We start from the raw sequence: 24,925 nt of genomic DNA, 5'->3' as shown, positions 1-24,925 counted from the left end.
GCTGGGCTGCGAAGCAGCCCTTAAACCATTCAACACAATCTTTCTGGTAAACCGCGAGGTCAGGATCTAGGGGCTGCTGCGCAGCCCAGCGGGGATAAATCCCCTCGCCACCAGGTTTTCAAATGGGTCGAAGTCAGCCCGTCGACCTTTGCGCCTTGCGGCGACGCCGACTGATCAACCCCAACGCGCCCGCGACCAACAGCACCACGGCCCCGATCTGCAACCAACGCTTGTAGGGACGCAACGCGGAACGAATCGGGTCGAGGGCCTGGGTGACGTAGCGCTTATCAGCCGCACGGAAATCCGGCTCCTGGCACTGATGACCGAAATCCCCAGCCCAAGTCACATAAGGACCTTCTTTCACGTAACGCTGATACAGCGCGCTTTGCTCTTCCAGGCTCGAGTTGTACCCCACGGCCTTGCACAACACCGCCGCAAACGCCTGGCTGGTATGGGGCACATTGTCCGCCGCCTTGCTCGCCAGGGCGGTGGCGACAAAACGGTAATGAAAGCGCTCGTTCGGTTGCGCGGCGCTGGCCTGCTGACGTTGCACCTCCCCTTCGGCCACCAACGGCCCGACCTTCAGTTCAACCGGTTCCAGGCTGTAGTTGCCCCCCAGGGTCGCGTAGTCCGGCGCCATTTCGTAGCCGAGCAGCTCCATGCCCCATTCGCGCGCCATCCAGGATGCGTGGAAATACGCCTCAGCCCGGCGGGTCGGCCACCATTTAGACTCTGCCTCCTGGCGCAGTTGGCCATAGGCCCTGGCCTTGTTCTGCAGATCGGGGTTATCGAAGTAAGCCGGTGCTTCGTCATAGCGCCCTTCCCGCAGCAAGCGGCGGCCCAGCAGGTTACGCAGTTGCGCGGCTACCGGCAGTGGCACGTAGTTGTCGCGATCCTGCTGGCTCAATGGGGGTGGCGCCGGGACCTGGGCGTCGACGTACTGTTTCAACTCCTCGACGGTCAGTACCCGTTCGGCGACTGCAGCGGCGTCGTACCAATAGTTGCCCTGGCCACGGTAAAGCTGATCGAAGGCTTGCAAGTAGTCGCCCCGTTGCAGGGCCAGGATTGCGCTCTCGCCTTCGACCCGGCACTTGGGCTGCACTGTTTCGTAATCCCAATCCGGAGTGCGCCGATTGCCCCAGGATTCATCCTTCGGAAAAGCCTGGGCCGCCTTGGCATAGGCCGCAGCCGCCGCCGTCTTGTCACCGTCACGCACGGCCAGTTTGGCCCGCAGCCACCAGGCTAATCCACTGTCGCCGGCTTTATCCACAAAGGCTTTGGCGCTGGCGTAATCGCCGTGCTGATAGCTCACCGCCGCCAGCCGATCGGCATCATCCAGATTGCCATGACTGCTGGCTTGCAGCAGCTTGACCAGTCTTTTTTCACCGGATGGTTCCTCCCCATCCCACCAGTTGACGCGGCTGAGCAGGTAACTCGTCAATAACCGCTGCACGGCATCGACCTTAAGCAGCTCGCTCAGGCGATCATCCGGCTGGCCACTCAGGTCCGCCGCCAGGTACAGCAACGAGCTGTAACCGACCTCAGAGCCGTACAGTGACTGGGTCGCATACAGCTTGATAGCACTGTCCCAATCGTCAGCCGTATAGGCCACCCTGGCTTCTTCGCCGAGACTGGCGATACCCAGCTCCAGCGGATCGCTGAAACCGGCAACGCTCAGGTCACGGGCCTGACGAAACGCCGCTCGGGCCTGATCCCGCAATGCCGCCGGATCTTCATTGCCCGCCTCGGTACTCACGGCAAACAAGGCCCGCCCCAGGGAATAGGCCGCCCAGGTACTGCGCAACGGGCGCTGGTCCGCCGGCAATGCCAGCAATTCCTGGAACGTCTGGGCAGCCCTCTGGTTTTCACCAGCACCAAAGGCGGCCGCGCCGATGGCGTACAACCGTAGCTCAGCCGGCAGGTTCGCCGCTTGCACAGCGACCTCATCGACGTCAGTCAGCGCCCGCAACCGCTCCACCAACGCTTGCTGCGGCGGAGTCAGGCCAATGCGTTCAGCCTCGCTGCGCTGCGCCACGTAAGCAGACAAATCGTCGTAGTTGTAATCCGGGTTGCGCGTCGCCTCGCTGGCCGGCTTGAGTGCGGCGATGGCGTGGCCAAGACGCTTGATCTCGAAGCGAAAGCTGCCTTCGGGTAATTCGGCCAGGGACTGGGCGCGGTTGTCCAGCAAGCGCATCGGGAACTCCGGACCACAGGCCAAAGCCTGGCCGAACGGCAAACCGAGGCTCATACAGAACACCGGGCAGAGCAAACGACGAGGCCACTCACGGGTAAACATTGAAAGCTCCTTGTTCAATTTTCGTACAGCGCGCCCACCCTATCGCCCGTTGGGCACCGGCGGCTAGGCGACCTTCCTGAATGCGGGTGAAGGTAAGCAGTCCGGGAGTTTGTTGCAATGAATACCCAGCCAAGGCATCGAGCCCGTCACATGCGCCGACGGCAAGCGTCACGCGTTGAGGCCAGGGGCTGTCGAGATTGCCTCGATTGACCAGCCGGATATCGTACAAACCGTCTTTTTCCTCCAGCGTCAGGGCCAGGCGGCTGTCCAGCTTGTCTCCCCTGGCCACTGCACCCAGTGTGGTCAGACTCCAGACACGACGGTCACCTGCCAGCGGCAGTCGAAACCAGATCAACCCAGCCAGGTGCTTCGGCGGCTCGGCGCGCAGATCCGCGGCGAGCCCGGCCACTTGCTGCGGGTTTGCCAACAGTTCCAGCCGCTCGCCTCCCCTGTCGATCGGCACTTCGCTTTCAACCACCGGCGTGCCGCTCTCCTGGGTCAACAACGCCACACCATAAGCTGGCAGGGCCAGGTAAAACGGCCGCCGGGTGACCTTGCTCCAGCGCTCGGCCCAGTGCCGTGCCTGTTTCGGATCGAACAGCCCTTGCCGCGGGTTGCTCACCGCATGGACCTGCAACACGCTGCTGTCTACGGTTTCGAGCAGCCCGGGCAGCGCGGGGCTGTCAAGCCAGGCTGGCAAGGCCGTGATACTCAGCCGCAACGTGGACGGCAAGGTTTGGCGCAACTGGGTCAGGAATGCCCTATAGGCCGGCAACCGTGCGTTACCGGCGTCATGGTCGATCTCCACGCCCACCGGTGTCAGACCCTGGGCTTGCCAGTCGCTCAGCACTTGCTGGATCTGTGCGATGACCTCGTCCCGATCCAGTGTTCCGAGCTGGCCATCCAGGCGGATCACCGCGATCAGCGGCCGGCCATCGGCCTTGAGCAAGGCCGGATTGATCTGCGCACGGCTCCAACCCGCACGGGGAAAAGCCTGCAAGGCCAGCACCCGCAAGCTCGAGAAGTCCTGCTGACTCTGGCGCAGCGCCGCTTCGTGGGCCGAGGTCCACTGGCGTTGCCAGATATAGAGTTGTTGATCGAGAGGTGCAGCAGGCGGTTGCTCGCAACCCTGTAGCAGCAGCGCGACGAGTACCAGCGATGTCCGGAAAAGAAAAGTCATGAACCTTCATCACCCGCTGAAACCCGGCAGATTACCGCGTCTTGCTCCGGACGGGCATAGGCCAGGTCAGTGGGCCGAAGTTTTCATGTATCACCACAAGGTCAGGGCCGCCGCATTGTCGAACGGCCCTTTCCCCGCGCTACAGGCTACTTCTGCAAACCGGCAACCGTACGCGGCATGCCCACGAACCCGGGCAGTGCTTCAATCCGCGCCAACCACTCGCGGACATGGACGTAGTCGTCCAGCGACACGTTGCCCTCCGGCGCATGGGCGATGTAGGAGTAGCCGGCGACATCGGCGATGGTGGGAGCATCACCCGCCAACCAAGTGCTGCTACTCAAATGTTGATCGATGACTTTCAACAGACTGTGGGACCGCGCAATCACATCCTCGGCGTTATATGGCGCGCCGAACACCGTAATCAGACGCGCCGTGGCGGGCCCGGAATGGATTGGCCCGGCAGCCACCGACAACCAGCGTTGCACCCGGGCGGCACCCTCCGGGTCGCTCGGAAGCCAGCGGCCCCGGCCATACTTCTGCGCCAGATACACCAGAATGGCGTTGGAGTCGGCCAGTACCACACCGTCATCGTCGATCACCGGTACCTGTCCAAATGGGTTGATGGCCAGGAAATCCGCCTGTTTGTGTGCCCCCTTGGCCAGATCGACGAAGACCACCTCGACCGGCAGTTCGAGCAGAGAAAGCATCAGTTGAACGCGGTGGGCATGTCCGGAAAGCGGGAAGTGATAAAGCTTGATGGGGTTCATGGTCAACTCCGCTGGAAATGACGCCGTCAGCAGAACGGCATCGATGGCGTCATCTTCCCCCTTAGTTAAAAACTAGAGAATCACCCGCAAACGCAATCCATTATTTCCTCCAGCGAAACAATACATCAGCCACTCAAGTCCGGGTGCCTACGCAGGGCGCTCACCGTGAAATCGACAAAACTGCGAACCCGAGCTGGCGCATTGCGTCCACCCTGGTACAGCACGTGTATCGGCAGGGGTGGCAGCTCGAAATCGGCCAGGACGATTTCCAGGCCCCCGCTAGCGATCTCACCTGCCACTTGATAAGACAGCACACGCGTCATTCCCAGGCCCTGGCTGGCGGCGGTTATGGCGGCCTGATTGGCGGTGACCATCAGCCGAGGCACCGGCCGGACCGCCAACGTTTGCCCAGCATCGACAAAGGTCCAGCTTCTGACCTGGCCTATGGCCGAAGAAGCCACTACTGGCAGTCGTTCCAGGTCTTGCGGATGCCGGGGCCGGCCATGCCGAGCGAAAAACGCAGGAGAGCCGCAGACGACCAGCCGCACTTCACCGACGCGGACGGCGTGCTGGTTGCTGTCGGGCAACTCGCCGATGCGTACGGCAACGTCCATGCCCTCCTCGACCATGCTGACATTGCGATCCAGCAGCAAAGCATTGATAACGACTTCCGGATACTGTTGCAGGTACTCCACCAATATGGGCGTCACGAACAATTGCCCGAACAACACCGGCGCAGTAATCGTCAACTGCCCCCTGGGCTGGGCATGGCTGCCGGCCGCCGAATCCTCGGCTTCCTGTAGATCGCCCAGGATTCGCCGGCTGTCCTCCAGAAAGCGCTGACCGGCTTCACTCAGGTAAACGTTGCGGGTGGTGCGAACCAGCAAAGGCGTGCCGATGCGTTGCTCCAACGCAGCCACCGCGCGGGTCACGCTGGCCGCCGACAGGCCAAGACGCCGCGACGCCGCCGAAAAACCGGACTCCTGTGCAACAGCAATGAACACCTGCATTTCCTGAAACCTGTCCATCCATCCCCCGATGAAAAATCCTGATACAAGTTTGCCAGACACCGCAAAGCCATGCTGCACGGCCATTGTAGGGCCTGAGCAAACCGACCGCAGCGTGACGAGACGGTTGCAGCTGACCAGGCTTGTTACCATCGCGCCCATCATTACCGTTTGATGACTGATAAACAGCACCGTACAAGGCCTGTTTCGTGAACATTTTTTACCGCGGACTCTCTTCTCCCTTCGCTCCTTTGATCACCTTGGCCGGTCTGGTCCTGGTCGTTCCTCTCGCCCTGCGTCTGGCACTGGGTTGGTCCGATCCGTTAGGCTACCTGTCCGACGTGGGCGTTGGTGGGCTGCTGCTCGCGCTGCTCTACCGTCGCCCCCTCTGGCTGAGCTTGCCTGTGCTGCTGGCCTGGACCGCACTGACGCTGACCAACATCGAACTGGTCAGCGCCGTCGGACGCATGCCCAATCCCTCGGACCTGCACTACCTGACCGATCCGCAATTCGTCGAAAATTCCAGCAGCGGCGGCTTCGCCCATCCCTGGTTGGCCGCGCTGCAACTGACAGCGCTGGCGCTCTGGCTGATGGTCCTGCGGCCCGGCCGCTCACGCCGTGCACCATCCTTGCCACGCCACGCGTGGGCATTGCCTGCGCTGCTCCTGCTGATCCATAGCACCGTACAATCCTGGCACCCCACCGAGGCGGACCAGTGGAATGTGTTCAATCTACCCCATCAACTCGCCACAGCAGCGGTCTCTACCGGGCAAGACCAAATCAACGACTGGCTTGAAAGCGATGCAGGTATCCCACTCCCGCCAATGGAAGGCCTGACCCGGCTGGACCTCGATGGGCAGAAGCTGCTGGCCGCACCAGGCCAGGCGCGCAACGTGCTGGTCATCACCCTGGAAGGCATTCCCGGTGCCTATCTAGGTGCGAACCGTCAGGCTCTGAACAGTCGTTATCAGGAAAACCCCATGCCACGCCTCAGTGCCTGGGCCGAGCGAGGCATGAACACGCCCGATTATGTCCTGCATAGCCACCAGACCATCCGCGGCCTTTACGCAATGCTATGTGGCGACTACGACAAGCTCGACGACGGCACGCCCAAGGGCGTCGAAATGCTCAACCAGACCCGGCGCAACCAGGCCTGCCTGCCGGCCCAGTTGCGCCAGCATGGCTTTGCCACGCATTTCCTGCAGGGTGCGGGCCTGCGGTTCATGGCCAAGGACAGGATCATGCCCCACATCGGCTTCGACACAACCCTGGGCATGGAGTGGTTCACCCGACCCGCTTACCTGGAGTTTCCCTGGGGCAAGGACGACAAGACGTTCTTCGAAGGCGCGCTGGACTATGTCGGGCAACTGCAACAAACCGACAAGCCCTGGATGCTCACCCTGCTGACCGTTGGTACGCACCAGCCCTACTCCGCACCGGATGACTACCTGCAGCGCTATGACACCGCCAAACAGGCCGCCGTGGGTTACCTGGATGATGCGCTGGATAACTTCCTCATCGGCCTGGAACGCCAGGGCATCCTGAAAAATACTTTGGTGGTGATCACCTCGGACGAGTCCCATGGCATCGACGATGTACGCCTGGCGTCATCCTGGGGGTTCAACCTGACGCTGGCGCCGGAACCCTTGCCTCGCATCAAGCCAGGGACCTATGGCCATGTGGACCTGACCGCCTCGATCCTCGACTACTTCGGTTTCCCGGTGCCCGCGTCATTGTCCGGCCGCTCGATGTTCAGGGACTACGCAACGGGTCGGGAAATCATGTCGTTCACCAATGGCATGCTGCGCTACCACGACGGCAAGGGCACGTTCACCGAATGCGATTTCCTGCAGCGTTGCCGCTATTACGCCAGCGAAGGTTTCATCGCGGACCGGGCGACCTATGGCGGGCACTACAGCGGCCATCGGGCCAGGTTGATCAGCGCCCGGGCAACGGCCCTTGACCAGACCCTGCTGCGCACCCCCCTGAACCAGCATTATCAGTTCGGCAGCACCGAGAAAATTCCACTCCCAGCCCAGGTGTCCAACGACTGGACCGACAACCTGATCGGCGCCCAATACCTGGAAATGCCCAAGGGTTCACAGACCCGCGTCAGCCTGAGCATCCGTGCCATCGGCGCGGACCATACGGCCTACATTTCCCTCAAGGCCAAGGAGTTCGAACGTGATGTGTCCATGGAACTGCCAACGGATGTGGCGGTGACGCCTGAACAACCCCTGCTGATGAACATCCGTTTCGACAACCCACAGGCACGCAAGGCGTTTTCCTTCCATTTACTGGGCCATGGGACGGGTGCGATCGAGATCAGCGACTTCAGCGTCGTGACCGAGCTGCCGGACCAGGCGGACCAGGCGGACCAGGCGGACCAACCCGAATACCTGGACGATATGCAGGACAACAGCCAACTCCAGCCCAGTTGACCAAAAACGCCCAGCCATTGCAGACGGCTGCGCGTTTCACTATCCGGGGCCAGGCCTGGTCACTCGCGGCGCTAACCGCTGCGTTTCAATACTTATCCACAAAACATCGCTTCGCCGGCCGCAGCCACCAGCCAACTGGTACTGAGAATGATGCGCGTGGCGTTTCGCTGAATTGGCACCAGATGGTGCAGCGTGGTACCGGACTTGAGGAAATACACATCACCCCTGAGGTGGTGACAGGCCTTGCCGGGGTTGCCCAGGCTGTACTCCCAGACGTGCAAGTCATCCTTGTTCCCATTACTGTAGGGCACGCATTGCAATACATCGCCGCCCTCCGGGCCTTCAGGAGCCTCAATGATCCAGACCAGGGTGTAAGGGTAATCACCCCAATGCCAATCATGGGTATCATCTGGATGATTCAGCCTGCTGATCAGGTACTGTCCGCTGTCCGGGCAAGACGCCAGTTCTTCGTTTGCGATGCAGCTGAGGAAGTGGCGTAGCGACTCTGAGTGATAGAGCGCCGGAACCACGGCTGCGCCCTCGGCGATCTGCGCTTGAGGGATCATATGAACCTTGCGGTGGGGATCATGGATAAACAGGACCGTCGCCTCGTGTCCTGCCGAATATTCATCAAGCAACCCATGCACTTCGGTATGAAGCTCTTCCCACATCTCGCCAGGTAGAAATGAAAAGTCCTTGAAGTGAAAATAGCCATCTTGATGAAACGCGTTACGGACCTGTTTCATCCGGATTTCATTGTCCAGGAAATCCCGGAAGTGCTTGGAAAGTTGCTGTTCCACATCCGCCAAGTCCAGACCTGCTATTCGATTACTCATTCACTGCTCCATCTCATGGTCCGATTGTAGGACGAGAGAACTGTTCGCTACAGTGCAGCAGACGACAACAAACGGTAGTTTTTCGCCAAATGCATAACCATCCAGGAACAGTGGCAATTCTCGTCTACGAGGGCCTTTGCGTATTCGAATTCGGAATTGCGCTGGAGATATTCGGCCTGCCTCGTCCGGAGCTGGACATTGCCTGGTACGCCCATCGCCTCGTTGCTGTCGATCCGGTCCCCATGCGGGCACTGGGAGGCATTCAGATCTCGGTCGACGTCGGGCTGGAGGAGCTGGAAAACGCCGACACCATCGTCATTCCAGGATGGCGCAGTTATCGCGAACCGCCCCCGCAAGCGCTGCTGAACGCCCTCAAAAGTGCCCATGCCCGGGGCGCTCGCTTGCTGTCGATATGCTCCGGTGTATTCGTGCTCGCTGCCACGGGACTGCTCGACGGTGAAACGGTGACCACCCACTGGCAGTTTTCCGATGAGCTTGCCGAACGCTTCCCTCTGATCAACGTGGATCCGAATGTGCTTTATGTCGATTCGGGACAGATCATTACCTCAGCCGGCAGTGCAGCCGGCATCGACGCCTGCCTGCACCTGATCGCCCGGGATTTCGGTACTCATGTCGCCAACTCGGTAGCCCGTCGCCTGGTCATGGCGCCACAGAGAACCGGTGGCCAGTCGCAATTCATTGTCGCACCCGTGTGCACGTCGCCGCGCAACGAACTGAGCCAGGTCTTGCAGTGGAGCCGCGAACATCTGCACCAATCCCTGAGCGTGTCCGACATGGCAGCTCGCGTGGCCATGAGCGAGCGCACCTTCCTGCGTCGTTTCATCGAAACCACTGGCCTATCACCAAAGGCCTGGCTGCAACAGGAACGACTGAATCGGGCCAGGGAGTTGCTGGAAACCACCAATCAGAGCGCGACCAGCATTGCGCAGGCCTGTGGTTATCGCTCGGTGGAAAGTTTCCGGGCGGCGTTCAGGAACGCCGTCGGCTTGCCGCCCTCGGCCTATCGTGAAAGGTTTGGCAGCCCCAAGGTCGGCCGGCAAGCATCCCGGGTTACCGTTGCTGAAACTAATCCAGTAACCAATGCAATTTGGCGTACTGCAACAGCATGATGATCTTGCCGTCGCAGATGTCCCCGCTCTCGATCATGCCCAGGGCCTGGTCGAACGGCAGCTCCAACACCTCGATTTCCTCGCCCTCATCTTCCAGCCCGCCGCCGGCGTGTCGTTTGTCTTAGTCGAAATATTCGCCGACGAAAGCCCGGCGCGGTCACTCCAGTACAGTGGCGAAGACCTTGCCGGGGTTCATTAACCCGGCGGGGTCCAGCGTGCGTTTGATGGCCCGCATCAATTCGATCTCCAAGGGGTCCTTGAAGCGAACTGCCGCCTCAGGCTTGGCTTGCCCCAAGCCATGCTCGGCGCTGATGCTGCCGTTGAAGGCGCTCGTCATCCGGTAGATGACTTGCATGATCGCGTGTTCATGAGTCCTGAACGAGGCGTCCGTGTCTGCGAGCGGTTTGCTGATGTTGTAGTGCAGGTTGCCATCGCCCACGTGGCCGTAGGAAACGATGCGCACGCCGGGGAAGTCCTGTTGCAGGGCCTTGTCGGTGCACTCGATGAATTCCGGTATCCGGCTCACGGGCACGCTGATGTCATGCTTGAGGCTGGGGCCTTCATGATTCTGAGCCTCGGAAATGCCTTCGCGCAGCGCCCAGAGCGCCGCAGCTTGTGCCTGATTGCCGGCCAGTACCGCATCGATGACCCAACCGCATTCCAAGGCGCTGGCAAGGCCGTTTTCAAGCAGCAGCGCCAATGGCGCATCGGGCACGGTGTCTCGCAATTCAATCAAGGCGTACCAGGGGTGCTTCGTTGCCAGCGGGTCGCTGCAGCCAGCCACGTGGTCCAGGACAAAATCCAGGCTTTGGCGCGACATCATCTCGAAGCCCGTCAGGCGGTCGGCACACAAGCCGCGAATATGGCCGATCAAGTCCACCGCCGCCTGCGGCGAAGGTAGCGCGACCCAGGCGGTCGCCGTGCTATGGGTCGCCGGAAACAGTTTGAGCACCGCCGCCGTGATGATACCGAGCGTGCCCTCCGAGCCGATGAACAAGTGCTTGAGATCGTAACCGGTGTTGTCTTTGCGCAATCCCCGCAACCCGTTCCAGACGCGGCCGTCAGGCAGGACCACTTCCAGTCCAAGAGTCAACTCACGCATGTTGCCGTAACGCAGCACCGCCGTGCCGCCGGCATTCGTCGCCAGGTTGCCGCCCACCGTGCAACTGCCCTCCGCTCCCAGCGAAAGCGGAAACAGGCGACCGGCCTGGCTCGCGGCATCCTGCAATTGTTGCAGTATCACGCCGGCCTCGACCGTGATGGTTTCGTTAGCCAGATCGATTTCACGGATACGTTTCATCCGGGTCAAGGACAACACCAATTGGCTGCCAGAGGCGTCAGGGATCGAGCCGCCACACAAGCCAGTGTTGCCGCCTTGCGGCACCAAGGCAACCTGGGCGTCATGACAGATTCGTACAACCTCGGCCACTTCTTCGGTCGACGCCGGACGTATCACCAAGGCTGCCTGGCCTTGATAGGCATTACGCCAATCCGTCAGATAGCCCTGCATCAGCTCAGGGTCGCACACCAATCCTGCTTGCCCGACCACCCGCTCGATGCGTTGCAGCACCTCATCACTCAACGCTGGCATCTTCCGTCCTCGACCGGTTTACGGACGCTGCCCAAACGTGGCCTGATTCGCCGTCCAGCCAGCCACACGCTCGCTCAAGGACAATCCAAGGCCAGGTCGGGTAGGCACCAGCATGCGTCCATCGCGGGTTTGCATGCGTTCGTTGAACAGTGGCTCCAGCCATTCGAAATGCTCAACCCATGGCTCGCGGCTGTACGTGGCGGCCAGATGAATGTGCAGTTCCATGGCAAAGTGCGGCGCGATCATCAGTCCCGCTTGCTCGGCCAACGCCTGGACCCTGAGGTAAGGAGTAATGCCACCAACACGGGGCGCATCGGGCATCAGGTAATCGGCTGCGCGCAGCTTGATGAATTCCCAATGCTCGGCAACGCTGGTGAGCATTTCACCGGTCGCGATCGGCGTATCGAACTGCAGGGCCAATGCGGCATGACCTTCAGCGTCGTAGCAATCCAACGGCTCCTCGATCCAGACCAGGTTGAACTGCTCGAGACGTCGACACATTCGCTGCGCGGTGGGTCGGTCCCATTGTTGGTTCGCGTCGACCATCAATGGGAAGTCATCCCCCAGATGTTTGCGGATGGTGCTGACACGGCGCAGATCCAGCGCCTGGTCAGGCTGGCCGACCTTGAGCTTGATTCCACCGATACCCTTTTCCCGGGAGAGGTCGGTATTGATCATCAATTGGTCAAGCGGGGTGTGAAGGAAACCTCCCGAGGTGTTGTAGCACTGAACAGAATCGCGCTGGGCGCCCAGCAAGCGGGCCAACGAAAGATTTGCCCGCTTGGCTTTCAGGTCCCACAAAGCGACATCAAACGCACCAATCGCCTGGGTGGCCAGACCACTGCGCCCCACCGAAGCACCGGCCCAGCAGAGCTTGTCCCACAGCTTGGAAATGTCGCTGGGGTTCTCGCCGATGAGGCTGGGGGCGACTTCCTGGGCATGGGCAAATTGTCCGGGACCACCGGCGCGCTTGGAATAGCTGAATCCCAGGCCGCGATGGCCGTCCCTGGTTTCGATTTCCACAAACAGAATGGCGATTTCCGTCATCGGCTTTTGCCGGCCGGTGAGCACCTTGGCATCGCTGATGGGGTTGGCCAGCGGCAGGAAAACCGAGGCCACGCGCACCCAGGCAATACGGTCGTCGTCGGCGGAAGGCATTTGAGGCGCATCTTGCATGGCATGCTCCGAACGTTTGGGGTCAGCCGCTGCCGCACGGGTTCGTGTGACAGCGGTGTATAAGCAGGAATGAAAACGGGCTAGTGGCCTGTGTGGCTAATTCGTGCACTCGAAGTTGAGTACTCGAATTAACCGTACAGGCCACTAGCTGCGCATCAATTCGATAGCAGCGCTTTTCTTGTGGCGAATGACCGTCACCAAGTGCCAGGAGATAGACGCGGCAGCCAGGACGAGAAAGCCCGCTGAGATGGGGTTGGACAGGAAGCCGCCGAAATTGCCATCGGACAGCATCAGGCCACGACGCAAGTTGGTCTCCGCCATGGGGCCCAGGATGAAACCGATGATGAACGGCGCAATCGGCAACCCGCTCTTGACGAACCCGTAGCCCAGCAAGCCAAACAGCAGCACCGCCCAGACGTCGAAGATCCGGCTGTTCAGGCCAAATGCGCCGACCACGCAGAGCACCAGGATGATCGGCAACAGAATGTGCTTGGGCACCGCCAGCAATTTGATGAACATGCGCAGTCCGTAGAACTCGAGCACCAGCATCATGACTGAAGCGAGGATCAGCGCGGCGAAGATCGTGTAGACCAGCGGCGCCTGGCTGATAAACAGCAGAGGACCAGGCTGGATCCCGTGGATCATGAAACCGCCGAGCATCACAGCCGTGGTGGTATCGCCGGGAATGCCCAGGGTCAGAAGCGGAATCATCGCGCCACCAATGCCGGCGTTGTTTGCCGTCTCGCTGGCGACCACGCCGTCGATCTTGCCTTTGCCGAATTCCTCCGGGGTCTTGGAACGTTTCTTCGCCACAATGTAAGAAACGATATTCGAGGTACCGGCACCAATGCCGGGCAGGATACCAATCCCCAGGCCGATTACGGATGAACGGGCGGCATTAGGCAGTTGACCGACGAACTCCTTCATCGAAAAACCAAAACCTTTCACGCCTTTCATGCTGACGTGCTGTGGTTTGGCCCGATGGCTCAGGCGTGCGCTTTCAGCAAACTTCAGCACTTCGGCCACCGCAAACATACCGATCATGACCGTGAGCATGGCAAAGCCGCCATTGAGGCTCGGCACATCAAACGTAAAGCGGCGGATAGCCTCGACCGGAGCAATCCCAACGGTGGAAAAGGCAAAGCCCAGGGCACCGGCGAACAAGCCTTTGACCAACGAGCCGGTGGACAGCGTGGCGATCAACGTCAGCGAGAAAATCGCGATGGAAAAGTATTCGTGCGGGCCGAAACTCAAGGCCAGATCCGCCAGGATCGGAGCGATGAACATCAGCGCGACGATACTGAAAATGGTGCCCAGGAACGAGAACACCACGCCGACCCCCAACGCCTTGACGCCCATGCCCTTCTTCATCAACGGCCAACCATCGAACGTCGTGGCGATCGATGCCGGCGTTCCCGGTATGTTGAGCAATATCGCCGATATCAGCCCTCCCGAGGTGGCACCGACAAACAGCGCAACCAGCAGCGCCAGGCCCGGACCTGGCCCCATCGAGTAAGTCAGTGGCAGGCACAGCGCGATAGCCATGGTGGCCGAAAGCCCGGGCACCGCACCAAATACAATCCCCACCGCAACGCCGAGGGTCATGAGGAAAAACACGTAGGGAGTCAGTACGGCACCGAAGCCTTGCTGCATGAGTTCAATCATGACCGTCTCCTAGAAATCCAATAGACCGACAGGCAGGAGCAAGTCGAAGCCATGACGAAAAATGTAAAAGATCAACACCGAAGAAACGACCGCTATGAACGCGTACAGGAGGTGCTTGACCTTCTGTTCCGCAGGGGTCAACACGATGAATTGGGCGTATAGATAAAGGACGGTCATGACGATGAATCCCACGGGCTCAAGCAGCGCGGTGTAAAGCAACACCAACGCGAGGGACTTGAAGACCGTCGGGTAATCAATCTGCTCGGTTTTTTCAGCGGGTTCGGCAGATTGGTCCGGCAGCTTTCGCCAAGCCCATAATTGCAACGCGCCCAACAGGCACAACGCAATGGCGAGCAGCCAGGGCACAAACGCGGCATCGACGAAACTGCGGCGCGGCAGATTCAGGGTCAATACCAGATACGCTACGCCGGCACCGAGCATTGCCAATCCGGCAATCAGCTCGTTTCGTTTATAGGAATCCATACAGGCTCCTCTTGCTGGGAAGGACTGGGCTATCGGGTGCCAGTACGCACCCGAGCCCGTCGTGCGTTGTTATTTGGCCTTACGCATCTCGTCCTTGAACTGCATGAAGCTGTCGCGGGTTTTGTTCAGGGTGGCAATGGCTTCCTCGGTGCCCTGGAAGCTGACCGGTTGCTTGAACGACTTCTTCAACTCCTCGACGTACTCCGGCTCTTCGGTGATTTTCTTCATCGTATCGGCCATCTTCTTGACGATGGCCGGATCTGTACCCTTCGGGAAGGCCACGACGTAAGGCTTGTCCAGAATCAGGTCCACGCCTTGTTCCTTGAAGGTCTTGACGTCCCCCAGCAGCACGTTGCGCTCGGCGTTGGGTTGACCCAGGGCACTCATTTTGCCGCTGGCGATGTAATCCTGGACCGAGCCATAGCTGATGGCGCCGAGGTCGATACGCTTGCCCAGCAAGGCGACGATTTTTTCGGACACTGTGCCGCTGTCGACCATTTTCAATTTCACGCCGGCCAGCTTCTCGAACATCAGCCCTTGAATATGGGAGAAGCTACCCATCTCGGTACCGTAGGTGATGGTGCCGGGCTTGGCCTTGGCTTTTTCAATCAGTTGATCAAGGGTGTCGATGCCCGAGCTTTTCGCCGAGACAAACACCGCACCTTTGTCGACGCCAGCGATGCAGGAGACATCAAATGCATCAAAACGGTCCTCCGAGAGGCCTGCCACCTCATTCACGATCAACTGGCCGGTATGAGTAAACAGAATGGTATTGCCATCCGGCGCCGCGCTCTTGACCGCATCGGCGGCAATTGTCCCGCCCCCGCCGGCCATGTTGGTCACCACCATGGATTTGCCAGTGAGCTTGGTGAAGTACTTGGCCATCATTCGGGCATTGAAATCGGTATCACCACCGGCGTTGGCAATGACCACCACCTGCACGGGTCGGCTTGGCCAATCGCTGGCGTCGGCGGCCATTGCCGTGCCGGCGGTCAGGCTCAGAAAAGAGGCGATCAAAGAGGCGCAGAATGTTTTTCTCATTATTGTTCTCCAGGTACTGCCATTCATTGTGGGATGGAAACTAAGGAGGAAACGGACACGTCCGGAGCCACCGCCGGGCTGGACAGGCGATGCTGCTTGAACGTCAAGAGGGGAAAATTCGATTGCGCTGGCAAGCCTGCATAAGGCTTTCCAGACAGTGACGAAGGCCGTTGGCGCGCTGTGTAAAGGAGCAAGGCCGAGGTATTACCGACTTGCAGGGCTGCAAATGTAGAAGACATGTCTGCGCCTTTCGTTTTTATTATTTTCTGATGTCATACGTTGTCGTATGACTGAATCTCATCACCTATGCCTCAGGTTGTCAACGCAGTTGTTCAGCGGCTCGGTGTGAATACGACGAACAGGCTGTCAACAAGAGCGGGTTGGGCCTGCGTTCCGGCGCACAGAGGGTGGGGTATCGAGCAGACAAAAAATCTTCTGGGTTCAAGCTTGTAACGCTTCATCGAATGCGAAGCTGTGGAAGACCCCGATCAGCTCATGTTCCGACGCCGCCACGCTCGAGACTTGACCGGGGAAGAGCGTCCTGGCTGGACGCATGAGGTGAACCTAATCCAGCAAGCGATGCAACTTCGCGTACTGCAACAGCATGATGGTCTTGCCGTCGCAGATGGCGCCGCTCTCGATCATGCCCAGGGCCTGGTCGAGCGGCAGCTCCAGCACCTCGATTTCCTCGCCCTCCTCCTCCAGCCCGCCGCCTGCGTGTCGTTTGTCTTCGTCGAAATACTCGCCGACGAAAAAATGTAGCCGCTCGGTCACCGAACCAGGGCTCATGAAGGCTTCGAAGACCTTGCGCACGTCCTGGATGACGTAACCGGTTTCTTCCTGGGTTTCCTTGCGGATGCAAGTGTACGGATCGTCGTTGTCCAACAGGCCGGCACAGGTTTCGATCAACAAGTCATCGTGTCCGTTGACGAAGGCCGGAAAGCGGAATTGCCGGGTCAGCACCACGGTCTGCTTGGCCTTGCTGTATAGCAGGATTGTGGCGCCGTTGCCGCGGTCATAGGTCTCGCGGGTCAACTCCTGCCATTGGCCGTTGCGACCGAGGTAGTCATAGGTGGTCTTGCGCAGTACGTACCAGTTGTCCGAGAGCACTTCGACGTTCTTGATGCGCACGCGATCGTTGATACCGGTTGCCTGGGTCATTCATCCACTCCATTCGGGACCAGGGTTGCATTTGAAAGCCTGCTTACGCTGGCTTGATGTCGTTCATGACACCGCCGGAACACGCGGCAATGCTCGTTTGTGAGCCGTCTTGCCGTAGGCGCGTTCGATGATGTGTCGCGCCTGAGGCGACACCTCTTCACCCATCAGATACGCATCGATCTCCATGTAACTGCAACCATACGCCACCTCATCCAACCGACCGGGTGCCAGGTCTTCGAGATCGGCGGTCGGCGCCTTGTGCACCAGCGACGCAGGAGCGCCCATGGCATCGGCCAACCACCGCACCTGAGTCTTCGTCAGCCCGGACAACGGCGCCAAGTCGCATGCCCCGTCGCCGAATTTAGTGAAGAACCCCATCACCGCCTCCGCGCCATGGTCGGTACCGACCACCAGCCCATTGCTCATATTGGCAATGGCGTATTGTGCCAACATCCGTGCCCGGGCCTTGGCGTTGCCTTTGACAAAGTCGGTGTGCTCGGCCGAAGGCTGCAAGCCGTCGATCGCGATACTGGCCATCAGGCCATCCACACACGCGGCAATGTTGCTCGTGGTGATCAAGTCCGGCCGGATGAAGTCCAGGGATGCTTGGGCGTCTGGCTCATCGGCCTGGGTCTTGTAAGGCAGTCGCACGGCGATAAAACGCGCCTCGTAATCCTCGTCTCGCAATTGTTCCACCGCCAACTGGCATAGACGCCCGGCTGTGAGCGAGTCGACGCCGCCGCTGATACCGAGTACCAGGGACGTGCAACCCGACTCACGTAAAACCTGCTTGATAAACCCAACGCGACGGGCAATCTCGACGTGCTCACCGCCCTGTTTGAGTTGGCGATCGATGCCCAGTTCCCGGGCAATACGCTCTTGCTGAAGTGAAGTCATATCAGGCTCCCATCTGTGGATTGATCAGGGCGAGGTTGAACACTTGGGCGGCATAGCGAAGGAACGAAACATCTTCACAGACGTTCTTGATCGGATCATCGGAGAACTTCACCACCGGCTCGCCGTGGACGCGCACCAGTTTCATGACAATGCTCAGAGGTTCGACCCCCTCGACATCGCAGGCCAGGCTGGTACCCATGCCAAAACCGAACTTGGCCTTGCCGCGAACATGACGCAGGATCGGCAAGCATTTTTCAAAATTGAGACCATCGGAAAACATCAGATCCTTGGTGCGTGGATCGACACCCAATTCCCGGTAACGCCCCAGCACCTTGTCAGCCCAGACAATAGGGTCGCCTGAATCCTGGCGCAGCCCGTCATAGAGCTTGGCGAAGTACAGGTCGAAATCCTTGAGGAAGAAGTCGGTGCTGATGCAGTCCGTCAGTGCAATACCGAGCCGGCCACGATACTCGCGCACCCAGTTCTCCAAGGCCGCATTCTGACTCTCGCGCAAACGCCCGAGTTGCTGGTGAACCATCAGCCATTGGTGAGCCATCGTGCCGATCAGCGGGAGATCGAATTCGTAAGCCAGGTGCGCGTTACTGGTGCCGACAAACACGCCGGGAAAATCACTGCGCATGATATTCACCACTTCGCGTTGCGCCCTGAAGGACAGCCGACGGCGGGTGGAGAAGTCAGAAACACGAAACTCGGCGAGTTCTTCACGGCTGGCGTTTTTCTCCAGCCACTCGAACTTCTGATACAGCTTGCGGGTAACGTCGGCCAGTTCGACTTCGGGGTACTTCTCGCGGTTGCGCAGCTCGCTGACCATCGCCAGTACCGGCTGCTCGAACATGATGCAGTGCAACATCGGACCACGGACGCGGATATGCAGTTGACCGTCGACCTCCGACACGTGGATGTAGCGCAGATTGAAGCGAAACAGACCCAGGAACTGTTCGAAGTCCGGTGTCAGGTACTCGCGGAAACGCTTGTTGAACAGAAACCTTTGCTCCCCCTCGCGCAACTGCAATCCGGCAAGCTTTTCCAGCTCCACACGAATGTCCGGGATCAGGTGGCCGAGCCGCTCTTTGGAACGCACGATAAACTGATACTCCACCTCCACGTTCGGATGCTGGTGCAAGACCGCCTGCATCATGGTGAAGGTGTAGTAGTCGGTATCCAGAAGACTCTGGATGACACCGTTGCTTGGATCGAATGCGCTGTCCATGTTTGCTCCTCACTCGCCTGCCAGGCGAATGGTTTCTTCGCGGGTCCTGGCAATCCGGACCCCCGCTTGCCGCAGGTCCTGAATGGCTTGCGTGGCGCCCTCCTCACTGATGGCCCGGCAGGCCGGCAGGTGAACGATCACGTTGAAGCCGGCGGCCGCCAGTTGCAGGGCCGTGGTCTTGACGCAGAAATCCAGCGCCAGCCCGCCGACAAGAACCTGCTCCACACCCAGGCCTTTCAGATACTCGATCACCCCGGTGGACAGCTTGCCGTGCAGGTCGTGGTAACAGGCGCCGTACGGGTGAAAATCCGGCTCGACGCCCTTCCAGACGAAGTAGTCGTAATCGTAGGGAGTCGGCAATTCGTCCAGCAGGGTGAAACCTTCAGTACCGGGAACACAGTGGCTGACCCAAGTGATATCGGCGTGCTCGAGCCCGGTCGGGGTGAGCATCTGTGAATGCTCGGCGACCACCCATGGCGCCTGAGGCGAATGGGCATCCTTGCTGCCGACACGCAGGCTGGCCAGGGAAGCGATGAAATTCAGCTCTTCGCCAATTTGCTCTCCACCAGGCACTGGCAGCTCATCAGGACAAAGCGGTGTAAAGCTCTTTTGCGCATCGACATCGAAGGAAGCCGTCTTACGGTTCAGGCTGTTCATACTGGTTTCTCCTGTTCACGGCAACGAGAGTACATAACGTGTACTTTACTGACAAGCCACCGTGAAAAGAATTTTTCTTGCCTATCGATTCATACATATCTGAAATAGACATGGCTCAGATAAATTTCACCGAACACGCTTTTGATGATACGGTACATGTCGTGTACCTAAAGAGAATAAGCCATGTTCGAACTGGCCCTTTATGGCGGCGCCTTCAATCCCCCTCATGCCGGTCACGCCCAGGTGATGATCCAGGCGTCATTCCAGGCCAGGCGCGTGCTGGTCGCCCCAAGCTTCAGGCATCCCTACGGCAAGCGAATGGTTGGCTATGAAATTCGCCTGAAATGGCTGGAGTCGATCGTCGAGCACATTCAGCCGCTGTGCTGCGCGCAAGTGCATGCAAGCCGGGTCGAGCAGGTCGTCGCGCGTGGCGTCGAAGGCGCCATCTACAGCTACACCCTGCTTGCTCACCTGGCCGACAGCCTGGCCTTGGATGGCAAGCGGATAGCGTTAGTGATAGGCCAGGACGTCGCGGATCTGCTACCGACCTTCTACCGCGGCCAGGAATTACTGGAGCGCTTTTCCATCCTTTGTGTGGAAGAGAAGATCCATGTGCGCAGCACACTGGTTCGCGAACGACTGGCTTTAGGCGAACTGCTCCCCAACCACTGGATGGCACCCGGCATGGACCCGGTAAACTATGACCTTTACGCTACCCACGGAAACTGACATGCCGAACCGCACAGCCGCTGCGCGCGATTATCTGCACACCATCGACCTGTGTGTGCTGCGCTTCAACCGGGAAGCCCAGGCCCTTGAAATCCTCCTGAACCGCCGGGAAGCCGAGCCGTTCGCCGGCCATTGGGCGCTGCCAGGGATCGTGGTGAATGGAGGGGTCGAAGATCTCACGCTGAACGACGCCGTGGAGCGCCTGCGCAATTCGAACAAAGTGGGCATGCCGCTGGCCTGGATCGAACAGGTCGGCACCGTCGGCGACGCGTTCCGCGATCCACGCTGCTGGTCATCATCGACGTTCTATCTGGCCATTGTCAGCGATACGCCCCCGCTCGCCGAACACCAGGGATTCTTTGCGCTAAAGGACGTCGCTGACGCCACGATAAAACTCCCTTTCGACCACAACAGCCTGGTGGCTGCCGTGCAGGAACGGCTGTTTTCCAAAGCGCTCTACAGCAGCCTGCCGCTGATGTTCCTTGGTTCAGAATTCAGCGCGCCGGAAGCCGTGGGCATTTTTTCCCTGGTACTCGAGCGTCCGGTGCTCAAGACCAGCATGCGCCAGCGTCTGCTGAAGATGACCGAAGCAGGCTACCTGCAGGAAACCGGCCGCAAGAAAAGCGGCGACGGCGGCCGCCCGCAACGCACCGTGGAAAGCCTCAAACCGGGCAGCGTCTACCTTTTTGACCGGTGTTTTCTGGAGTGATGCTCAGCCCGGAATCCGGGCGCTCGGCAAGCGCGCATCCGCGTCACTTGATGCCATAAAAATTCCTACGATTGCCCATCATCTTTTCTAGTTCGACAAAACCTGTCCACTCGTCAAATCTTCGCCCAACCCTGGCGGGGACTCACAAAAACAAGACCTGACGAGCGTGCTCATGGGCATCAGTATGAAATTCGGCCACAAGATCCTTCTCGGTGCCTGCGTCATCTCGGTGGCGGTATTCCTGTCGTTCTCACTGCTCAATGACCGTCGACAACAAGCAAGTACCCGCGACGCGCTGCACAGCAGCTTGCAAACCACGGGCAAGTTGCTCGGCGCCAACCTCGACAATTGGCTGGCCGGACGGCTCCTGCTGCTCGGGGGCGCTGCCGAAACCATCGCCGCCGACCCCACACCGGCTACCGTCAACAGAATGCTCTCTCAAGACATCATCACCAAGACCTTTATCGCCAGCTATGTCGGGCTCCAGGACAGTCGTTTCTTTATTTATCCCGATCGGGTGATGCCCGATGGCTACGATGTTCGCCAGCGCCAGTGGTACAAGGACGCGGCCGCCTCCCTCAATCCTGTGCTGACCGAACCCTACATTGGAGCAGGCATCGATTATCTGATCATGACCGAGGCCGTGCCGATCAAGATCAACGGCAAGGCAGCCGGAGTATTCGGGGCGAGCCTGAGCCTGGAAAAGCTTGCCAGCATCGTCAACTCTGTCGATCTCAACGGCATCGGCTATGCCTTTCTGGTCAGTGACGACGGCAAGATCCTGGTGCATCCGGACAGCGCCTTGGTCACCAAGACTCTGGCCCAAGCGTTCCCTGAAGGCGCTCCGGGTATCAACGACAATCTGAATGAAGTACAGGAAAACGGCAGCACCCGCATTGTCACATTTACGCCGATCCACGGTCTGCCCTCGTTGCACTGGTCCATCGGCCTGTCTGTGGACAAGGACAAAGCCTATGCCGCGCTCCATGAGTTCCGCACCTCGGCCCTGATCGCAACGCTGATTGCGGTGCTGATTACCATTGCCTTGCTCGGTCTACTGATCAATGTTCTGATGCGGCCTCTACGCAGTATGGGCTTGGCCATGCAATCCATTGCCGATGGCGAGGGCGATCTGACCCAACGCCTGCAGAGCCTGTCCCAGGACGAATTCGGCGTAATGGCCGGCGGATTCAACCGCTTCGTCGAACGCATCCAGCACTCGATACGCGAAGTGCTGACGTCCAGTAGCCAACTTACTCAATTGGCCGCGCAGGTCAGCCAGGCATCGCACTCGTCGCTGAAAAGCTCCGACACCCAAGCGGCGTTGACCCACAACATCGCCACAGCCATCAACGAGCTGGGCGCCGCCGCCCAGGAGATCGCCCGTAGCGCCGCACATGCTTCAAGTCGCGCCTCGGATACCAAGAACCAGACCCAAGAAGGCCAGCAGGTGGTGGAGCGCAGCATCAGCGCCATGACGCAGCTCTCATCACAAGTGATCAATACCCGCCAGGACATCGAAAGCCTGAATGAAAAAACCTTGAAAATCGGCCGCATCCTCGACGTGATCAAGGGCATTTCCGACCAGACCAACCTGCTGGCCCTCAACGCCGCCATCGAGGCCGCCCGTGCCGGGGACGCCGGACGTGGCTTTGCGGTGGTCTCGGACGAAGTGCGCACCCTCGCCCACCGAACTCAACAATCGGCGCAGGAAATTCACAATATGATCGAGGAGTTGCAAGCCGGTGCCGGCAATGCCGTCAACGCCATGCTGGAAAGCCAGCGCCACAGCGACACCAACGTCAGCACCGCCAGGCTTGCCGGTGAACGGCTGAATCAGGTGCTGCAGGGCATTGGCGAGATCGACGAAATCAACCTATCCATGGCCACCGCCACCGAAGAACAAACCTCGGTGGTGGACAATCTGGATCGGGATATCAGCCACATCAATGACCTGAACCAGAAAACCGTCGGCAATCTGCAATCCACTTTGCAGGCGTGCAATGAACTGGAAAAACAGTCGATCCGCCTGCAGCAGATGGTCAACACCTTCAAGATCTGAAGGTGATCCAGGACCCGTTCGGCAGACGCCCCTCACTCCACTGTCACAGACTTCGCCAGGTTCCGCGGCTGATCGACATCCGTACCCTTGAGCACAGCCACGTAGTACGACAGTAACTGCAGCGGAATGGTGTAGAGGATCGGCGCCAGGCTGTCGTGGATGTGCGGCATGTGCACCACGTGAGTCCCTTCGCCATTGGTCATGCCGGCCTTTTCGTCAGCGAAGACGATCAGTTGGCCGCCGCGGGCGCGCACTTCCTGGAGGTTGGACTTGAGCTTTTCCAATAACTCGTTGTTCGGCGCCACGGTGACCACCGGCATGTCGTTGTCCACCAGGGCCAGCGGGCCGTGCTTGAGTTCACCGGCCGGGTAGGCTTCGGCGTGAATGTAGGAAATCTCCTTGAGCTTCAGGGCTCCTTCCATCGCTACCGGGAATTGCGCACCACGGCCCAGGAACAGGGTGTGGTTCTTCTCGGCGAACAGTTCGGCGATTTTTTCCACGGTGCTGTCCATCGCCAGGGCTTCACCCAGACGGGCCGGCAGGCGACGCAGTTCTTCCACCAGTTTCGCTTCCACACCCTCGGCCAAGGTCCCGCGCACCTGACCCAACGCCAGGGTCAACAACAACAGACCGACCAACTGGGTGGTGAAGGCCTTGGTCGACGCCACGCCGATTTCGCGGCCGGCCTGGGTCAGCAGGGTCAGGTCGGACTCGCGCACCAGCGAACTGATGCCGACGTTGCAGATCGCCAGGCTGGCAAGGAACCCCAAGGCCTTGGCATTGCGCAGGGCCGCCAGGGTATCGGCGGTTTCACCGGACTGGGAGATGGTAACGAACAGCGTGTCCGGTTGCACCACCACCTTGCGGTAACGGAACTCACTGGCGACTTCCACCTGGCACGGGATACCGGCCAGTTCCTCCAACCAGTAACGGGCGACCATGCCGGCGTGATAGCTGGTGCCGCAGGCGACGATCTGCACGTTGCGAACTTTGGCGAACAATTCGGCTGCCTGTGGGCCGAAGGCCTGGACCAATACCTGGTTCTGGCTCATGCGCCCTTCCAGGGTCCTTTGCACTACAGTGGGTTGCTCGTGGATTTCCTTGAGCATGAAGTGGCGGAACTCGCCCTTGTCGGCGGCTTCGGCACCGTCGCGGTACTGCACGGTCTCGCGCTCTACCGCTTGGCCATCGAGATCCCAGATCTGCACGCTGTCACGACGGATTTCAGCAATATCGCCTTCTTCCAGATACATGAAACGGTCGGTGACCTGACGTAGCGCCAACTGGTCCGACGCCAGGAAGTTTTCCCCCAGGCCCAGGCCTATCACCAGCGGGCTGCCACTGCGGGCCGCCACCAGACGATCCGGCTGTCTGGCACTGATCACTGCCAGGCCATAGGCGCCGTGGAGTTCCTTGACGGTTGCCTTGAGGGCGACGGTCAGGTCCATCAGTTCCTTGAGCTTATGATCGAGCAGATGGGCGATGACTTCAGTATCGGTGTCCGAAGTGAAGACGTAACCCAGGGCCTTGAGCTTTTCGCGCAGGGCTTCGTGGTTCTCGATGATGCCGTTGTGCACCACTGCCAGGTCGCCGGAGAAATGCGGGTGGGCATTACGCTCGCAGGGCGCACCGTGGGTGGCCCAACGGGTGTGGGCAATGCCCAGGCGGCCGATCAGCGGCTCGGCTTCCAGCGCCTGCTCCAGCTCACTGACCTTGCCCGGCCGACGCATGCGCTCGAGTTGACCGTCGTTGGTGAGCACCGCCACACCCGCGCTGTCATAGCCACGGTATTCCAGGCGCTTGAGGCCTTCGAGCAGGATGGCTGTGATGTTGCGTTCAGCAACGGCGCCGACAATTCCACACATG

The 24,925-nt window shown here is 59.7% G+C and carries 20 protein-coding genes and 2 pseudogenes; 6 read left to right on the top strand and 16 right to left on the bottom strand.

Annotated features, from left to right (window positions below; genetic code table 11):
- Positions 1 to 133: 133 nt before the first annotated feature.
- The 4 genes from AD665_RS10485 to AD665_RS10470 all read right to left on the bottom strand — a co-directional run bounded on the left by AD665_RS10485 (position 134) and on the right by AD665_RS10470 (position 5,271).
- The gene (locus AD665_RS10485) at positions 134 to 2,296 is read right to left on the bottom strand and encodes a hypothetical protein (protein WP_024777812.1); all 2,163 of its coding nucleotides are present in this window, start codon (positions 2,294 to 2,296) and stop codon (positions 134 to 136) included.
- Complete coding sequence (locus tag AD665_RS10480; protein WP_053192009.1) at positions 2,283 to 3,476, bottom strand: DUF3142 domain-containing protein; 1,194 nt, start codon at positions 3,474 to 3,476, stop codon at positions 2,283 to 2,285. Before AD665_RS10480 ends, AD665_RS10485 begins: the two co-directional genes overlap by 14 nt.
- Before the next feature lie 146 nt (positions 3,477 to 3,622).
- Entirely contained in the window at positions 3,623 to 4,243 is a 621-nt protein-coding gene (locus AD665_RS10475) for a glutathione S-transferase family protein (RefSeq protein ID WP_024777810.1), read from the bottom strand.
- A gap of 125 nt (positions 4,244 to 4,368) precedes the next feature.
- Entirely contained in the window at positions 4,369 to 5,271 is a 903-nt protein-coding gene (locus AD665_RS10470; protein WP_053192007.1) for a LysR family transcriptional regulator, read from the bottom strand.
- A gap of 188 nt (positions 5,272 to 5,459) precedes the next feature.
- Here AD665_RS10470 and AD665_RS10465 point away from each other — a divergent pair, with 188 nt between their 5' ends.
- The gene (locus AD665_RS10465) at positions 5,460 to 7,691 is read left to right on the top strand and encodes an LTA synthase family protein (RefSeq protein ID WP_053192005.1); all 2,232 of its coding nucleotides are present in this window, start codon (positions 5,460 to 5,462) and stop codon (positions 7,689 to 7,691) included.
- 92 nt (positions 7,692 to 7,783) lie between these two features.
- Here AD665_RS10465 and AD665_RS10460 read toward each other — a convergent pair whose 3' ends face one another.
- Entirely contained in the window at positions 7,784 to 8,527 is a 744-nt protein-coding gene (locus tag AD665_RS10460) for a HalD/BesD family halogenase (RefSeq protein WP_053192004.1), read from the bottom strand.
- Between the two features lie 89 nt (positions 8,528 to 8,616).
- Here AD665_RS10460 and ftrA point away from each other — a divergent pair, with 89 nt between their 5' ends.
- The gene (ftrA, locus tag AD665_RS10455; protein ID WP_053192002.1) at positions 8,617 to 9,657 is read left to right on the top strand and encodes a transcriptional regulator FtrA; all 1,041 of its coding nucleotides are present in this window, start codon (positions 8,617 to 8,619) and stop codon (positions 9,655 to 9,657) included.
- On the opposite strand, the pseudogene AD665_RS27825 reads toward ftrA, so the two are convergent.
- From AD665_RS27825 to AD665_RS10410, 10 genes and pseudogenes are all read right to left on the bottom strand, one after another.
- Positions 9,614 to 9,802 (bottom strand): annotated as a pseudogene (locus tag AD665_RS27825) (GDP-mannose pyrophosphatase); the annotation flags it as partial. The gene ftrA and the pseudogene AD665_RS27825 overlap by 44 nt on opposite strands.
- Before the next feature lie 12 nt (positions 9,803 to 9,814).
- On the bottom strand, positions 9,815 to 11,248 hold the full coding sequence (locus AD665_RS10450; RefSeq protein ID WP_033034301.1) for an FAD-binding oxidoreductase: 1,434 nt from the start codon (positions 11,246 to 11,248) through the stop codon (positions 9,815 to 9,817).
- Positions 11,249 to 11,266: 18 nt separating this feature from the next.
- Positions 11,267 to 12,424: an L-talarate/galactarate dehydratase gene (locus AD665_RS10445; protein WP_024777804.1), complete on the bottom strand. Its 1,158-nt coding sequence runs from the start codon at positions 12,422 to 12,424 to the stop codon at positions 11,267 to 11,269.
- Between the two features lie 144 nt (positions 12,425 to 12,568).
- Positions 12,569 to 14,089 carry a tripartite tricarboxylate transporter permease gene (locus AD665_RS10440; protein WP_024777803.1) on the bottom strand — a complete coding sequence of 507 codons (1,521 nt, stop codon included), beginning with the start codon at positions 14,087 to 14,089 and terminating at the stop codon, positions 12,569 to 12,571.
- Positions 14,090 to 14,098: 9 nt separating this feature from the next.
- Positions 14,099 to 14,572, bottom strand: a complete 474-nt coding sequence (locus AD665_RS10435) for a tripartite tricarboxylate transporter TctB family protein (RefSeq protein ID WP_024777802.1) — start codon at positions 14,570 to 14,572, stop codon at positions 14,099 to 14,101.
- A gap of 69 nt (positions 14,573 to 14,641) precedes the next feature.
- Entirely contained in the window at positions 14,642 to 15,613 is a 972-nt protein-coding gene (locus AD665_RS10430) for a tripartite tricarboxylate transporter substrate binding protein (RefSeq protein WP_024777801.1), read from the bottom strand.
- A gap of 564 nt (positions 15,614 to 16,177) precedes the next feature.
- On the bottom strand, positions 16,178 to 16,774 hold the full coding sequence (nudK, locus tag AD665_RS10425; RefSeq protein WP_053192000.1) for a GDP-mannose pyrophosphatase NudK: 597 nt from the start codon (positions 16,772 to 16,774) through the stop codon (positions 16,178 to 16,180).
- A gap of 63 nt (positions 16,775 to 16,837) precedes the next feature.
- The gene (gene nadE, locus AD665_RS10420) at positions 16,838 to 17,671 is read right to left on the bottom strand and encodes an ammonia-dependent NAD(+) synthetase (RefSeq protein ID WP_053191998.1); all 834 of its coding nucleotides are present in this window, start codon (positions 17,669 to 17,671) and stop codon (positions 16,838 to 16,840) included.
- Between the two features lies 1 nt (position 17,672).
- On the bottom strand, positions 17,673 to 18,902 hold the full coding sequence (gene pncB / locus AD665_RS10415; protein ID WP_053191996.1) for a nicotinate phosphoribosyltransferase: 1,230 nt from the start codon (positions 18,900 to 18,902) through the stop codon (positions 17,673 to 17,675).
- 9 nt (positions 18,903 to 18,911) lie between these two features.
- The gene (locus AD665_RS10410; protein ID WP_053191994.1) at positions 18,912 to 19,559 is read right to left on the bottom strand and encodes a nicotinamidase; all 648 of its coding nucleotides are present in this window, start codon (positions 19,557 to 19,559) and stop codon (positions 18,912 to 18,914) included.
- 183 nt (positions 19,560 to 19,742) lie between these two features.
- Here AD665_RS10410 and AD665_RS10405 point away from each other — a divergent pair, with 183 nt between their 5' ends.
- The 4 genes and pseudogenes from AD665_RS10405 to AD665_RS28145 all read left to right on the top strand — a co-directional run bounded on the left by AD665_RS10405 (position 19,743) and on the right by AD665_RS28145 (position 23,059).
- The gene (locus AD665_RS10405) at positions 19,743 to 20,288 is read left to right on the top strand and encodes an adenylyltransferase/cytidyltransferase family protein (protein ID WP_053191992.1); all 546 of its coding nucleotides are present in this window, start codon (positions 19,743 to 19,745) and stop codon (positions 20,286 to 20,288) included.
- Position 20,289: 1 nt separating this feature from the next.
- Entirely contained in the window at positions 20,290 to 20,997 is a 708-nt protein-coding gene (locus tag AD665_RS10400) for an NUDIX hydrolase (protein WP_053191990.1), read from the top strand.
- 172 nt (positions 20,998 to 21,169) lie between these two features.
- A pseudogene (locus tag AD665_RS28150) lies at positions 21,170 to 22,201 on the top strand (PDC sensor domain-containing protein); the annotation flags it as partial.
- On the top strand, positions 22,175 to 23,059 hold the full coding sequence (locus AD665_RS28145) for a methyl-accepting chemotaxis protein (RefSeq protein ID WP_392396981.1): 885 nt from the start codon (positions 22,175 to 22,177) through the stop codon (positions 23,057 to 23,059). The pseudogene AD665_RS28150 and the gene AD665_RS28145, both read left to right, overlap by 27 nt.
- Positions 23,060 to 23,091: 32 nt before the next feature.
- Here the strand turns inward: AD665_RS28145 and glmS are convergent, their stop codons facing one another.
- Complete coding sequence (glmS, locus tag AD665_RS10390) at positions 23,092 to 24,924, bottom strand: glutamine--fructose-6-phosphate transaminase (isomerizing) (RefSeq protein WP_024777793.1); 1,833 nt, start codon at positions 24,922 to 24,924, stop codon at positions 23,092 to 23,094.
- Position 24,925 lies beyond the last annotated feature (1 nt).

The sequence above is a fragment of the Pseudomonas corrugata genome, assembly GCF_001269905.1.
Taxonomy (GTDB): Bacteria; Pseudomonadota; Gammaproteobacteria; order Pseudomonadales; family Pseudomonadaceae; genus Aquipseudomonas; species Aquipseudomonas corrugata.
This window is presented reverse-complemented; position numbering and strand designations above follow the sequence as displayed.

Coding starts and splice junctions, on each gene's coding strand:
- AD665_RS10485 (WP_024777812.1), bottom strand. CDS start 2,296: ATGTTTACCCGTGAGTGGCCTCGTCGTTTGCTCTGCCCGGTGTTCTGT.
- AD665_RS10480 (WP_053192009.1), bottom strand. CDS start 3,476: ATGACTTTTCTTTTCCGGACATCGCTGGTACTCGTCGCGCTGCTGCTA.
- AD665_RS10475 (WP_024777810.1), bottom strand. CDS start 4,243: ATGAACCCCATCAAGCTTTATCACTTCCCGCTTTCCGGACATGCCCAC.
- AD665_RS10470 (WP_053192007.1), bottom strand. CDS start 5,271: ATGGACAGGTTTCAGGAAATGCAGGTGTTCATTGCTGTTGCACAGGAG.
- AD665_RS10460 (WP_053192004.1), bottom strand. CDS start 8,527: ATGAGTAATCGAATAGCAGGTCTGGACTTGGCGGATGTGGAACAGCAA.
- ftrA (WP_053192002.1), top strand. CDS start 8,617: ATGCATAACCATCCAGGAACAGTGGCAATTCTCGTCTACGAGGGCCTT.
- AD665_RS10450 (WP_033034301.1), bottom strand. CDS start 11,248: ATGCCAGCGTTGAGTGATGAGGTGCTGCAACGCATCGAGCGGGTGGTC.
- AD665_RS10445 (WP_024777804.1), bottom strand. CDS start 12,424: ATGCAAGATGCGCCTCAAATGCCTTCCGCCGACGACGACCGTATTGCC.
- AD665_RS10440 (WP_024777803.1), bottom strand. CDS start 14,089: ATGATTGAACTCATGCAGCAAGGCTTCGGTGCCGTACTGACTCCCTAC.
- AD665_RS10435 (WP_024777802.1), bottom strand. CDS start 14,572: ATGGATTCCTATAAACGAAACGAGCTGATTGCCGGATTGGCAATGCTC.
- AD665_RS10430 (WP_024777801.1), bottom strand. CDS start 15,613: ATGAGAAAAACATTCTGCGCCTCTTTGATCGCCTCTTTTCTGAGCCTG.
- nudK (WP_053192000.1), bottom strand. CDS start 16,774: ATGACCCAGGCAACCGGTATCAACGATCGCGTGCGCATCAAGAACGTC.
- nadE (WP_053191998.1), bottom strand. CDS start 17,671: ATGACTTCACTTCAGCAAGAGCGTATTGCCCGGGAACTGGGCATCGAT.
- pncB (WP_053191996.1), bottom strand. CDS start 18,902: ATGGACAGCGCATTCGATCCAAGCAACGGTGTCATCCAGAGTCTTCTG.
- AD665_RS10410 (WP_053191994.1), bottom strand. CDS start 19,559: ATGAACAGCCTGAACCGTAAGACGGCTTCCTTCGATGTCGATGCGCAA.
- AD665_RS10405 (WP_053191992.1), top strand. CDS start 19,743: ATGTTCGAACTGGCCCTTTATGGCGGCGCCTTCAATCCCCCTCATGCC.
- AD665_RS10400 (WP_053191990.1), top strand. CDS start 20,290: ATGCCGAACCGCACAGCCGCTGCGCGCGATTATCTGCACACCATCGAC.
- AD665_RS28145 (WP_392396981.1), top strand. CDS start 22,175: ATGGCCGGCGGATTCAACCGCTTCGTCGAACGCATCCAGCACTCGATA.
- glmS (WP_024777793.1), bottom strand. CDS start 24,924: ATGTGTGGAATTGTCGGCGCCGTTGCTGAACGCAACATCACAGCCATC.